The 12,747-nt window shown below is 74.1% G+C and carries 10 protein-coding genes, 1 tRNA gene and 1 pseudogene; 9 read left to right on the forward strand and 3 right to left on the reverse strand.

The features are described 5' to 3' along the window. The first annotated feature begins 5 nt into the window (after positions 1-5). The 4 genes from ACH5A8_RS22795 (at position 6) to ACH5A8_RS22810 (ending at position 4,481) form a co-directional block, all read left to right on the forward strand. Positions 6-1,205: a glycine C-acetyltransferase gene (locus tag ACH5A8_RS22795; RefSeq protein ID WP_399004688.1), complete on the forward strand. Its 1,200-nt coding sequence runs from the start codon at positions 6-8 to the stop codon at positions 1,203-1,205. A gap of 43 nt (positions 1,206-1,248) precedes the next feature. Further along, positions 1,249-2,160 (forward strand): LysR family transcriptional regulator, encoded by a 912-nt coding sequence (locus ACH5A8_RS22800; RefSeq protein WP_399004690.1) that lies wholly within the window; start codon positions 1,249-1,251, stop codon positions 2,158-2,160. A gap of 128 nt (positions 2,161-2,288) precedes the next feature. After that, positions 2,289-2,648 carry an MmcQ/YjbR family DNA-binding protein gene (locus tag ACH5A8_RS22805; protein WP_399004692.1) on the forward strand — a complete coding sequence of 120 codons (360 nt, stop codon included), beginning with the start codon at positions 2,289-2,291 and terminating at the stop codon, positions 2,646-2,648. A gap of 489 nt (positions 2,649-3,137) precedes the next feature. Beyond that, positions 3,138-4,481 (forward strand): MFS transporter, encoded by a 1,344-nt coding sequence (locus ACH5A8_RS22810; RefSeq protein WP_399004694.1) that lies wholly within the window; start codon positions 3,138-3,140, stop codon positions 4,479-4,481. Positions 4,482-4,670: 189 nt separating this feature from the next. Here ACH5A8_RS22810 and ACH5A8_RS22815 read toward each other — a convergent pair whose 3' ends face one another. Beyond that, the gene (locus tag ACH5A8_RS22815) at positions 4,671-5,582 is read right to left on the reverse strand and encodes a transketolase family protein (protein WP_399004696.1); all 912 of its coding nucleotides are present in this window, start codon (positions 5,580-5,582) and stop codon (positions 4,671-4,673) included. Positions 5,583-5,630: 48 nt separating this feature from the next. Beyond that, entirely contained in the window at positions 5,631-6,338 is a 708-nt protein-coding gene (locus ACH5A8_RS22820; RefSeq protein ID WP_399004698.1) for a transketolase, read from the reverse strand. A gap of 147 nt (positions 6,339-6,485) precedes the next feature. On the opposite strand from ACH5A8_RS22820, the gene ACH5A8_RS22825 reads away from it, so the two are divergent. Next, a tRNA-Pro gene (locus tag ACH5A8_RS22825) sits at positions 6,486-6,559 on the forward strand. A gap of 348 nt (positions 6,560-6,907) precedes the next feature. Further along, positions 6,908-7,472: pseudogene (locus ACH5A8_RS22830) on the forward strand (response regulator); the annotation flags it as partial. A gap of 88 nt (positions 7,473-7,560) precedes the next feature. Here the strand turns inward: ACH5A8_RS22830 and ACH5A8_RS22835 are convergent. After that, positions 7,561-9,003, reverse strand: a complete 1,443-nt coding sequence (locus tag ACH5A8_RS22835) for a purine-cytosine permease family protein (RefSeq protein ID WP_399004700.1) — start codon at positions 9,001-9,003, stop codon at positions 7,561-7,563. A gap of 61 nt (positions 9,004-9,064) precedes the next feature. Here ACH5A8_RS22835 and ACH5A8_RS22840 point away from each other — a divergent pair, with 61 nt between their 5' ends. The 3 genes from ACH5A8_RS22840 (at position 9,065) to ACH5A8_RS22850 (ending at position 12,607) form a co-directional block, all read left to right on the forward strand. Further along, positions 9,065-9,706 carry a TetR/AcrR family transcriptional regulator gene (locus tag ACH5A8_RS22840; RefSeq protein ID WP_399004702.1) on the forward strand — a complete coding sequence of 214 codons (642 nt, stop codon included), beginning with the start codon at positions 9,065-9,067 and terminating at the stop codon, positions 9,704-9,706. A 384-nt stretch (positions 9,707-10,090) separates the two neighbouring features. Further along, positions 10,091-11,710: an amidohydrolase gene (locus ACH5A8_RS22845; RefSeq protein WP_399004704.1), complete on the forward strand. Its 1,620-nt coding sequence runs from the start codon at positions 10,091-10,093 to the stop codon at positions 11,708-11,710. Between the two features lie 75 nt (positions 11,711-11,785). Then, complete coding sequence (locus ACH5A8_RS22850) at positions 11,786-12,607, forward strand: FadR/GntR family transcriptional regulator (protein WP_399004706.1); 822 nt, start codon at positions 11,786-11,788, stop codon at positions 12,605-12,607. Positions 12,608-12,747: the final 140 nt, after the last annotated feature.

The raw sequence follows: 12,747 nt of genomic DNA on the forward strand, positions 1-12,747 counted from the left end.
CTCACATGTTCGACTCCGTGCGCGACGACCTGCGCGCCACCCTCGACGAGATCCGCGCCGCCGGCCTGCACAAGCCCGAGCGCGTCATCGGCACCCCGCAGTCCGCGACCGTCGCCGTCACCGCCGGCGGCCGCCCCGGCGAGGTCCTCAACTTCTGCGCCAACAACTACCTGGGCCTCGCCGACCACCCCGAGGTGATCGCCGCCGCCCACGAAGCGCTCGACCGCTGGGGCTACGGCATGGCCTCCGTGCGCTTCATCTGCGGCACCCAGGAGGTGCACAAGGAGCTGGAGGCCCGTCTGTCGGCCTTCCTCGGCCAGGAGGACACGATCCTCTACTCCTCCTGCTTCGACGCCAACGGCGGAGTCTTCGAGACCCTGCTCGGCCCCGAGGACGCGGTGATCTCCGACGCCCTCAACCACGCCTCCATCATCGACGGCATCCGCCTGTCCAAGGCCCGCCGCCTCCGCTACGCCAACCGCGACATGGCCGACCTGGAGCGCCAGCTGAAGGAGGCGGACGAGGGCGGCGCGCGCCGCAAGCTCGTCGTCACCGACGGCGTCTTCTCCATGGACGGCTACGTCGCCCCGCTGGACGAGATCTGCGACCTCGCCGACCGCTACGACGCCATGGTCATGGTCGACGACTCGCACGCCGTGGGCTTCGTCGGCCCCGGCGGCCGTGGCACGCCCGAGCTGCACGGCGTCATGGACCGCGTCGACATCATCACCGGCACCCTCGGCAAGGCCCTCGGCGGCGCCTCCGGCGGCTACGTCGCCGCCCGCGCCGAGATCGTCGCCCTGCTGCGCCAGCGCTCGCGGCCGTACCTGTTCTCCAACACCCTCGCCCCGGTGATCGCGGCGGCCTCCCTCAAGGTCATCGACCTGCTGGAGTCGGCCGACGAGCTGCGGGTGCGGCTGGCCGAGAACACCGCGCTGTTCCGCTCCCGGATGACCGCCGAGGGCTTCGACATCCTCCCCGGCGACCACGCCATCGCGCCGGTGATGATCGGCGACGCCGCCAAGGCCGGCCGGATGGCGGAACTGCTGCTGGAGCGCGGCGTGTACGTGATCGGCTTCTCGTACCCGGTGGTCCCGCAGGGGCAGGCCCGCATCCGGGTCCAGCTGTCCGCGGCGCACTCCACGGACGACGTGAACCGCGCGGTGGACGCGTTCGTCGCGGCCCGCGCCGAGCTGGAGGGCTGACCGCGGCCCCGACCAGGGCCGATGTCTTGCGATAATCGCTGACATGATCGAAGCGCGGCGGCTGCACATCCTCCGGGCGGTGGCCGACCACCGTACGGTGACCGCGGCTGCCGCCGCGCTGTACCTGACGCCCTCGGCGGTCTCGCAGCAGCTGACCGCCCTGGAGCAGGAGACCGGGCACCGGCTGGTGGAGCGGAGCGCCAAGGGCGTACGGCTCACCCCGGCCGGCGAGATCCTGCTCAGCCACACCAACGCGGTCCTCGCGCAGCTGGAGCGGGCCGAGGCGGAACTCGCGGCCTACGGGTCGGGGGAGGCCGGCACGGTCACCGTCGCCGCCTTCGCGACCGGCATCGCCGAGGTCGTCGCGCCCTCGGTGGCCCGGCTGGCCCGGACGGCGCCCGGCATCCGCATCCGCGTCCAGGACGCCGAGGGCGACGCGAGCCTGCCGATGGTGCTGGACCGGCAGGTCGACGTCGCGGTCGCCGTCGAGTACCGGGGCGCGCCGCCCGCCGACGACCCGCGCCTGACCCACGTCCCCCTCTACGCCGAGCCCTTCGACGCCGTCGTCCCGGTGGACCACCGCATGGCCGGCGCCGCCGAGGTCCCGCTCGCCGAGCTGGCCAAGGACCCGTGGATCGGCCCCTACCCCGGCAACCCCTGCCACGACGTGGTCGTCCTGGCCTGCGAGAGCGCCGGCTTCCAGCCCCGCCTGGAACACTCCTCCGACGACTTCCGCGCGGTGGTGGCGCTGGCCTCCGCCGACGTGGGCGTGGCCCTCGTCCCGCGTTCCGCGCTGCGCGGGATGGACCTCACGGGCGTGGTCGTGCGCCCCGTCGACGGTGTCGCGCCCACGCGCCGGGTGTTCGCCGCGGTGCGCCGGGGCGCGGAGGAGCACCCGCTGATCCGTCCGGTGCTGGACGCGCTGGGCGAGGTGGCGCGGGGCGGGCCGGAGTGAAGCGCGCGGGCGCGCTCCCGGCGCGGGCGCCGCGTGTCGCGCGCCGGGGCGAGCATCCCGTCGAGCGCGTGTGCGACCGAGCCCGGCCGCGAGGGTGATTGTCAGTGGGACGGGTTAGCGTGCGTGCCATGCCGGACGCAGAAGACGTACGCCGTGTCGCCCTGTCCCTGCCGGACACGGGCGAGAAGACCGCCTGGAGCATGCCCACCTTCCGGGTCGCGGGGAAGATGTTCGCCACGCTGCCGGAGGACGAGACCTCCATCGCCGTGCGCTGCCCCAAGGAGGAGCGCGACGAACTGGTCCTGGCCGAGCCGGACAAGTTCTGGATCGCCGGACACGAGGCGCAGTTCGCCTGGGTCCGGGTCCGGCTCGCCGCGCTGGAGGACGAGGACGAGCTGCGCGACATCCTCGCCGATTCCTGGCGCCAGGCGGCCCCGGACCGGTTGCTGGAGACCTATCCGGAGCTGGGGCTGCCCACCGCGCGCTGAAAATGCCCCGGGCGGTGCCGTCGGGCCGTGGCATGATCCGGGGGCGTGGGCGCGGCAGGCGCGCGAAGGCCGCCGGGTGCGGCCGCGGGACGGGCACGGCGGGCTCCAGGGCCGGCCGCCCCGCCCGGGAGGGGATCGGTGGGGAGGGGAGCTTCGAGGATGACCGGGACGTCATCGCAGTCGTCACCCGGGGAGCCGGACGCGACGCGGAAGCCCGCGGGCACGCCGGCACGGACGGCGGGAGGGCGGAGCGACACCGCCGCGTTCGCGAGCGGACCCACGGAGGGGAGCGGGACCGCGGACAGCCGGGGGCCCGCGGACGGCAGCGGGCGCACGGACGGGAGCGCGGCGGGTGCCGCGGCCGGCAACGGGGCGGCCGTCGGGACCCGGGCCGGGACCGGGACGGAAGCCGCGGCCGGCCCCGGGACCGATCCGGGCGGGTCGGCGGGCGGGGCGGTGGCGGCGGCGGTGGTGAAGGATCCGGGCCCCGTGGCACCGCGGCCGGTCTGGTCACGGGACTTCGGGCTGTTCTTCGTCGCGCGGGCCGTCGCCCGGCTCGGCGACACCATGCTGCCCGTCGCGCTCGCCGCGGGCCTGTTGCAGCACGGCTACGGCGCGGGCGCGGTCGGCCTCGCCATGGCCTCCACGGCCGCCGCGTTCGCCGGTCTCGTGGTCTTCGGCGGGGTCATCGCCGACCGTTTCAGCACCCGCAAGCTGATGATCGGCGCCGACCTGGTGCGCCTGGGCACCCAGTCGCTGGCCGCCGTGCTCTTCTACTCCGGGCACGTGGTCCTCTGGGAGATCTGCGCCATCGGATTCGTCAACGGCGTGGCCGGCGCGGTCTTCCAGCCCGGCGTGGCCAGCACGGTGCCCCGGCTCGCCACCGACATCCAGGGCGCCAACGGGGCCGTACGGATCGCCGAGTCGGCCGCCCAGCTCGCGGGTCCCGCCGTCGCCGGCCTCCTCGTCGGCTTCGCCTCGCCCGGCGGGGTCTTCGCGGCCCACGCCGCCACCTACGCGGTGAGCGCCCTGTGCCTGCTGCTGCTCAGACTGCCCCCGGCGGTCACGGGCGGCGCCCCCGCCGGCCACGGCTCGGGCACCTTCCGGGTCGATCTGGTCGAGGGCTGGCGGGAGTTCCGGTCGAGGACGTGGCTGTGGGGCGTCATAGCCGTCTGGTGCGTCTACATGATCGCCGTGTGGGGCCCGGCCGTCCCGCTGGTGGCCACGGAGGTGGTCCAGCAGCACGGCCCGCGCGCCTACGGCCTGGTCAACTCCGCCCTCGGCGCGGGCACCGTCGTCGGCGGGTTCCTCGCCCTGCGGCTGCGGCCCCACCGGATGCTGCGCGCCGGAGCGTTCGCCCTGTTCGCCTTCGTCTGCTTCCCGGCGGCCGTCGGAGCCAGTCTCGGTGTGGGGGCGATGGCCGCGGGGGCCGCGGTGGCCGGGGCCGGGATGTCGTTCTGGGGCGTGATGTGGGCGACCAGCGTCCAGACGCAGGTCCCGACCGACGTGCTCAACCGGCTCCACGCCTACGACGTCGCCGGCTCCCTCGCCATGATGCCCGTCGGCCAGGCCCTCGCCGGACCGGCCGCCTCGGCCCTGGGCGCCGAGCACGTGCTCCTGGTGTCCGCCGGGATCAGCCTCCTGATACCGGTCGCGCTCCTCTCGGTCCCCGCGATACGGGGCCTCGTCCGCGCCGACGCGCCGAGCGCCGTAGGCCCGCCGGGCCCGGTGTCCGGCCCGCACGGAACCACCGGCCCGGCCGGTCCGGAGGCCTCCGGCCGGGGCGGCCCGGCCGCGACCGGCGGACGGGCCCGGCGCGCGCACCGGCACTGACGAGAGCGAGGTGCGCTCACCGGGGCGAACGCGGCGACAGCGAACACGACGAGAGCGAACGCGCTGACGACGCCGGTGTTCTGACGGGGCGGCGGCGCCTCCTACGGCGGTCCGTCACGCCCGGTCGGGCCCCGGTCCCGTCAGGCCCACGCTTCGGATCCTGAGGCCGGAGCCCTTGGGCCGAAGCCTTCAGGCCCCCGCCCCGCTCCCGAGGAAGCCGGTGATCCGCTCCCGCAGCGACCGGGCGTCCAGGCCATGGGCGGCGGCGTGCTCCTCCACGTTCCCGTAACGCCGCAGCTCGGCTCGGCCCACACCGAGGCCCAGCACCCGGTGCGGCACATCGGAGAGGGCGTCGTTCGCCGCCGCCGTCGACGTTCCCGCCAGATACGGCTCGACCAGGACGACGTCCGCCCGTGCCGCCGTCGTGGCCCGGCGCAGCGCGGCCGCGTCGAAGGGCCGTACGGTCGTCGCGTAGAGCACGGTGACGTCCAGGCCCTCCGTCGCGGTGAGCACCGTGTCGAGCAGCGGGCCGACGGCCACCACCACTCCCGAACGGCCCTCGCGCAGCGGCAGGAAGCGCTCGCCGTCCACCGGGCGCCCCTGCGCGTTCGACTGCACGGACAGCCGTACGTAGACCTTGTCGTCGCCCGCGGCGACGGCGTGCCGCAGCAGGGTTTCGGCCTCGTCCGGATGCCCCGGCACATGGACGGTCCAGCCGTCCAGGGTGTCCAGGAGAGCGACATCGCCGGGCGCCATGTGGGTGTAGCCGCCGGCGGGCCAGTCGAAGGAGGCGGCGGCGCTCACCAGCACCGCGCCCGCGTCCTGGTGCCCCAGATCGAGCTTGACCTGCTCGAAGGGCCGCTCGACGAGGAAGCTCGCGAAGGTGTGCAGCACCGGACGCATCCCGGTCAGGGCGAGCCCCGCCCCGGCCCCGACGAGCAGCTGCTCGCGGATGCCGACGTTGATCACCCGGTCGGGGTGGCGGCGCCGGGCCTCGGCGAAGCCGTCCTTGCCGATCTCGGCGAGGACGACCGCGACCCGCGGATCCTCGTCGAGCAGCTGTGAGACGACGGGTGCGAAACGGTCGCGCATGGTGTCCATGAGGATGGACCCTTTCCGGTGGAAGGACGAAGGGGAGGGCGGGACAGGTCAGGAGTTCTTCGGCTCCACCCGGGCCACCACCACGTGCGGCCGGCCCGGATGCGGTGCGGTGAACGCGGCGTACAGCGCCTCGTGGTCGCGGCCGTCGACGGTCACCGCCGACCAGCCGGCCGCCTCGAAGCGGGCAGCGATCCCGCCGGGGCGGGCGTGGCTGGCGGAGGAGTTGTCGACGACGACGGTGTGCAGGTTCTCCAGCCCCGTCGGCCCGGCGAAGGCGACGGCTTCGTGGTTGCTGCCCTCGTCCAGTTCGGCGTCCCCGGTCAGCACCCACACCCGGGGCCGGTGCAGCCCCTGCGCGCGCAGTCCCAGGGCGGTGCCGACCGCGATCGGCAGCCCGTGCCCGAGCGACCCGCTGCCGATCTCGACGCCCGGCACCAGCGTGCGGTCGGGGTGGTGGCCGAGCGGCGAGTCGTAGGCGCCGAAGTCCGCCAGCCAGTCCACCGGCACGAAGCCCTTCGCGGCGAGGACCGCGTAGTACGCCATCGGCCCGTGGCCCTTCGACAGCAGGAACCGGTCCCGCAGCGGATCGTCCCGCTGCTCCGGGCGCACCCTGAGCACCCGGTCGTAGAGCACCCACAGGACGTCCAGCGTGGACGTGGCCGCCGGCCCGTGCTTCTCGTCGCCCGTCATGAGCCCCATCAGACGGGGCAGGTCCGCGTATCCGTGGACGCGTCCGGATTCCTCGGTGATCGTCATGCGACGATCGTGCAACCTCAATCAAGCTTGAGGTCAAGAGCGTTCCGTGCGCCGGCCGGGACGGAAAGGGGTGCGCGACCACCGACCGGAGTGCGGTATTGTTTCCCTGCACGTTGAGCCGGGGGAAACCCCAGGTCAGACGGGCAACGGGACGTGGCGCAGCTTGGTAGCGCACTTGACTGGGGGTCAAGGGGTCGCAGGTTCAAATCCTGTCGTCCCGACTCGTGAGAGTCGTGGCCGAAGGCCGTTTCAGAGCAGATCTGAAACGGCCTTCGGTCGTTTTCGCAGACCGCAGACCGCAGACCGCAGACCGCAGACCGCAGACCGCAGACCGCAGACCGCAGACCGGATACTGCCCTTTCTCGCGCACCCGGGCCCCGCCGCTGAGCGCCTCGCGGCCATCGGCCCCGGCCGGTCCGTCCTCGCCGCGCGGCTGTGGCTCGTCGCGCTCGTCGCGGTCCGGGCCGCGCTGGTCGCCTTGGCGCCCAGTTTCGCCTGGTGCGCCGTACCCCTCTGCTACACACCGCCCTGCGCACCCCGCCGGCGCGTGCCGCCTTACACGCTGGTGGCTCGGCAGTGCCCCGGGGGTGGAGGTGGTGGGGGAGGCGGACAGCGGCGCGGAGGCCGTGGCGCTCGCCGCGAAGCTCGCCCCCGACGTGGTCCTGATGGACCCGCAACTGGGTGAGGGGGTGGACGGTGCCGAGGCCACCCGCCGGATCACCGCCGCTTCCGGCGGCTCGGTCCACGTCCTGGTCCTGACCACGTACGACACCGACGCCGACATCACCCGCGCCATCGAGGCGGGCGCCACCGGCTACCTGCTCAAGGCCGAACGGTCCGACGAACTGTTCACGGCGGTTCACAGCGCCGCCGCCGGCCGCACCGCCCTGTCCGCGCCCGTCGCCCACCGGGTCATGGCCCGGATGCGCAGCCCGCGCCCCGGGGCTCACCGACCGTGAGCGCGACGTCCTCGGGCAGCTGTCCCGCGGACCGACCGACCGGGACATCGCCAAGGCCCTCCTCCTGAGCGAGGCGACCGTCAAGACGCACCTGGGCCGCCTCTACGAAAAGCTCGGCGTCGACACCCGTGCGGGCGCCGTGGCCGTGGCCAAGGAGCAGCGCCTGCTCCCCTGAAGGCGAACACCGAGCCGGTGTCGGTGTCGGGCCGGGGGCCGGACCCGGTCCTCGGGTCCGACACCGGCCTGGCCTCGTGCCGGAGTCGTCACGCCCGCGCGGGAACCCCCTTGCGCATCAGGACGGCGTACAGCGTCGCCGCGACGACGAGGCCCACCGGGAGGGCGATGTCCACGCCGCCCAGGGCGGTGGCGACCGGTCCCGTGTAGTAGAGGGTGTCGACGCACAGGGCGGCCGCCGCGGTGCCGGTCAGCAGTGCCACGGCGCCCGCCCGGTTGACGCCCCCGGAGTACCAGAAGGGGCCGGCGGGGCTCTCGTCCATCAGTGCGAGCCCGTCGTAGCGGTTGCGGCGCAGCAGGATGTCGGTGGCGTAGACGGCCATGCTCGGGCCGAGCAGCGCGACGGTCAACTGGAGGACGTTGTTCACCGTGTCCAGGAAGTTCGACACGAGCAGCGCGTACAGGGTCAGCGAGACGGAGACGGTCCCGTCGACGAGGACGCTGAGGGAACGGCGGATGCGGACGCCGACGGCCTGGAGCGCCAGCCCCGCGCTGTAGGCGGTCAGGGCGTTGATGGCGATCGTGCCGAGGATCAGGGCGAGCAGGAAGACGGGGGCGAACCAGCCCGGGAGGATCTTCTCCAGCGCGCTCTGCGGATCGGTCATGTCCACCGCGGTCGCGGCGAACGCGCCCAGGGAGCACACCACGGTGCCCGGCAGGAAGCCGCCCAGGGCGGTCCACCCCACGATCGCCTTCGCGGACGTCGTACGGGGCAGGTAGCGGGAGAAGTCCGCGCTGGTGGTGTACGACAGCGGGCCCGACGCGACGAGGGCGGTCCCGGCGAGGACGACCGCCCACAGATCGGTCCCGGTCAGGGTCTGGTCGGGTACGTAGGTGAGGTCGGCGTGCCCGAAGACGGCGACCGCGACACCGATGAAGACGGCGGTGAGGGCCAGGGTGATCGGGAGGTACAGCTTCATGATCAGGGCGTGGCCGTAGACGCTGATGGTCAGCGTCAGCGCCGCGATGACGACCACGACGACGATCTTGACGCCGGTGTTCACGGGGAGGCCGGCCTTGCCGACGAGGGAGAACGCGGCGCTCGCGGCGGCGGCGAGGTTGAGGGCGAAGTAGCAGACGGAGATCAGCCAGCCGACGATCGCGTTGTTCACCCGGTTGCCGCGGACTCCGTACATCGCCCGCGTGATCACCTCGCTCGGCGTGCCGGACGACGGGCCCGAGACGGCCAGTACCCCGGTCAGCAGCCAGAACGCGTTGCCCACGACGATCACCGCGAGCGCCTGCCACAGGTTCAGGCCCATCAGGACCAGTGCGCCGCCGACCACCAGGCTGAGGTAGTTCACGTTCGCCGCCGCCCACACGGAGAACAGCTCCCGGGGGCGGCCCCGGCGTTCGGAGTCGGGGATGTGGTCGATGCCGTGGGCTTCGACCCGGGCCGTCCGCTCCTGGGACGGCGGCGTTCCCGGACAGTCGTCGACGTCCGGGGTCGGATCGGGGGTCGTGGACACCATGGTCCCTCCGCGTGCTGGCAGCCGCTTGCTTATTGGTCGCACACTCAATAGCATCCGGCACATGTCGTCAAGCGTCAGTCGCAAGAGAGTTCGCAAGGATCCGGCCACCCGACGCGCGGAAATCGTCGACGCGGCAGCGGCGATCGCCCTGGCCGAGGGCCTGGAGTGCATCACCCTGCGCCGGATCGGCGAAGAACTCGACGTCCGCCCGGGACTGATCAGCCACTATTTCCCCGCGGTGGACGATCTGGTGGCGGAGGCCTTCGGCAGCGCGGCGTCCGGAGAACTGGACACCCTGCTCCCGCTCGACCGGGCCGGCGACACGCCCCTGCGGCACATGGCCCGCTTCCTGGCCCGCACGGTGGGGGACGACTACGACGCGATCAGCCGGCTGTGGATCAATGCCCGGCACCTGAGCCGCTACCGGCCGGTGCTGCGCGACCGGGTCGCCGGCCAGGAGGCCGCGTGGCGCGGCCGTCTGGAGGGCCTGATCAAGGAGGGAGTGGCGGCGGGGGAGTTCCGTACGGACGACCCGCTCGTGGCGGCGATCCAGATCCTGGTCGTCCTCGACGGCCTCGGAGCCCACGCCAACTCCGCCGGCACCCCCGACCGACCCCCGGCGGTGATCCGCCTGGCCGCCACCACAGCGGAACGCGAACTGGGCCTGCCCCCCGACACCCTCGCCTCCCACCCGCGCCCCTGAACTTCCGACAGGCTCCGGTGCGGGGGCCGAAGGCACCCGCCCCGGGGCGCGGGGAACCGCGCGCCCGGTCCCCACACATCCGCGCCCGACCTGAGCGGAGCAAGCCGGAAAGGCCGTGGGCCCGGCGGCCGGGGTCCGGGGACCGGGGGTCCGGGGGCAGAGCCCCCGGGGACGGGAAGGGAAGGGGCGGCGGGGGCGGAAACCATCACCAGCCCCACCACCAGCCCCCAACCACCCCCGTGACCAGCCATCCCCACCACCCGCAGCACGCCCCTTTGCCGGCACCCCACCCCCAGCACAGAACCGAGCAGCACACCCCACCCCCAGCCGCGGAAGCACCCGAAACCCTCACCCCCACCAACCCCGTCCCGAAGGAGCACAGCCGTGTCCCCCGATCTCGTCCTCCTCTCCGCCCGACTGCTGGACCCGGACACGGGCGCCCTGCTCCCGCACACCGCACTGGCCGCGCGCTCCGGCCGCATCACCCACCTCGGCGACGACCGCGAACTGCGGGCCCTCGCCGGACCCGCCACCACCGTGATCGACCTGAAGAACGCGGTCGTCACCCCCGGCTTCACCGACGGCCACCTGCACCCCGTGTCCGGCGCCGAGCGCACCATGGGAGTCGACCTCTCCGGCTGCCGCGACCTCGCCGCCGTACGCGCGGCGCTCGCCGGGCAGGCCGCGCGGCTCGCCCCCGGCACCTGGTTGCGTGGCTGGGGCCTCGACCCGAACGTCTTCGGCGGCGAGCCGGTCGGCGCCGCCGCCCTCGGCCCGGTCCTCGACGGCGTCCCCGCCCTCCTCGACCTCTTCGACGGCCACTCCGCACTGGCCAGCGCCCGCGCCCTGGAACTGGCCGGCGTCGACGGCCCCCGCTCCTTCGAGCAGGCCGCCGAGATCGTCTGCGACAGCGAGGGCCGACCCACCGGGCTGCTGCTGGAGGACGCCGCCTGCGAACTCGTCGAGGCCGCCGCCCCCAAGCCCACCGAGGCGGAGGTGAGGGCGCGCACCGCCGAAGTGCTGCGCGCCATGGCCGCGACGGGTCTGACCGGCGGCCACGCCATGGACGCCAACGGCGCGAGCCTCGCCGTCTACGCCGCGCTGGAGGCGGACGGCACGCTGCCGCTCCGCTTCCGGGTGGCCCCCTGGTGCCAGCCGGGGGCCGACGCCGACGCGGTGGCCGAGCTGATCCGGCTCCAGGGCACCGGCGGCAGGCTGTGGCGGGTCGCCGGAGTGAAGATGTTCATGGACGGCACCATCGACAACGGCACCGCCTGGCTCGAACGCCCCGACTGCCACGGCGAGTCCACCCACGCCTTCTGGCCCGACCCCGAGCGGTACGGCCAGGTGGTCGCCGAACTCCACCGGGCCCAGGTCCCCACGGCCACCCACGCCATCGGGGACGCCGCGGTCCGCCACGTGCTGGACTCGGTCGAGAAGGCCCAGGCCGAGGGCGGCGCGCCGGTACGCCACCGGGTGGAGCACATCGAGACCGTCCCCGACGACACGGTGCCCAGGTTCGCCCGGCTGGGCGTCACGGCCTCGATGCAGCCCACCCACTGCTGCGAGTACACCCGTGCCGACCACACGGACAACTGGTCCCGCCGGCTCGGCGAGGAACGCGCCTCGCGCGCCTTCCGCTGCCGCGATCTGTGGGAGGCCGGCGCCCGGGTCGTACTCGGCTCCGACTGGCCCATCGCCCCCTTCCCGCCGCTCGGTGTCATGGCCGGCGCCCGGCACCGCCGCCCCGGCGACCTCTCCCTGCCGCCACACGGCCCCGACCAGGCCCTGACGCCGCTCCAGGCGCTGCGCGGCATCACCCTCAACCCGGCGTGGGCGGCGGGGGAGGAGCACGAGGCCGGCCGGCTCGCGGTCGGACACCGCGCGGACCTCACCGTCCTCGCCGACAACCCCCTCGACGTGGCCGACGAGGACCTGGCCGCGCTCCCGGTCCTGCTCACGGTGGTCGAGGGCCGCCCGACCCACCGAGCCGCCGCCCTCTGAGCATCAGACGTCTGATGTCTCCCGCTCGCCTTGATAGCCTAGGGAGATGGCTTTGCCAGCAGAGGGAGGCACCAGGTGAACCCGTCGCGTCCGCAGGAGTTCCGGACGGCGGTCCGGCCGTCGCTGCGACAGGAGGTCGCGGAGGCGATCAAGAGCTACATCCTCGACAACCGCCTGAAGCCGGGGGACCCGCTGCCGTCCGAGGCCGAGCTGTGCACCGCCCTGGGCGCCAGCCGGTCCAGCATCCGCGAGGCGGTGAAGACGCTGGCCGTGCTGGACATCGTGGAGGTGCGGCGCGGCCACGGCACCTATGTGGGCCGGCTCGGACTCTCCGCGCTGGTCGAGGGCCTGGCCTTCCGGGGGCTGCTCAGCCCCAAGGACGACTTCCGGGTCCTCGCCGAGCTGATCGAGGTCCGCGAGCTGATCGAATGCGGCCTGGCCGAGCGCATCCTGGCCACGCTGGCGCCGGAGGACCTCGACGCCCTCGACGGCCTGGTCGACGAGATGGATCTGCGCGGCGCCCACGACGGCGAGGGCTTCGCCGCCTGTGACCGCGCCTTCCACGAGCGGCTGATGGAGCCGCTGGGCAACAGGCTCGTCAGTCAGTTGTCGCTCGCCTTCTGGGACGTCTACGCCATCGTCGCGCCGCACCTGCAGGGACTCACGGCGGAGGACGAGGCGGGGACGATCGCCGACCACCGTGCGATCGTGCGCGCGGCCAGGGAGGGTGACGCGCAGGGCTTCGTCCGCGCCCTGGCCGGCCACTACGCGCCGGTGCGCAGGCGGCTGGCCGATGCCCGGACCGCCACGGGCGCCGCGGACGCGACGGACTCGGGCACGGCGGACACGGACCCGGCGGGCGCGGAAGTGCCGGAGAAGGCCGCGTCGATCGCCTGATCGACCGGCCTCCCCGGCGCTCCCAGGCGGCCTCCCCGGCGCTGTCGGGCGACCCCCCGGCGCTCCCCGGCGGCCTTCCCGGCGCATCCGGCGCCACGCTTTCCGCGCCGTCGGCGTGCCGCCGGGCTCGCGCACTCTGC

Source organism: Streptomyces sp. NPDC018610 (assembly GCF_044391765.1).
Taxonomy (GTDB): domain Bacteria; phylum Actinomycetota; class Actinomycetes; order Streptomycetales; family Streptomycetaceae; genus Streptomyces.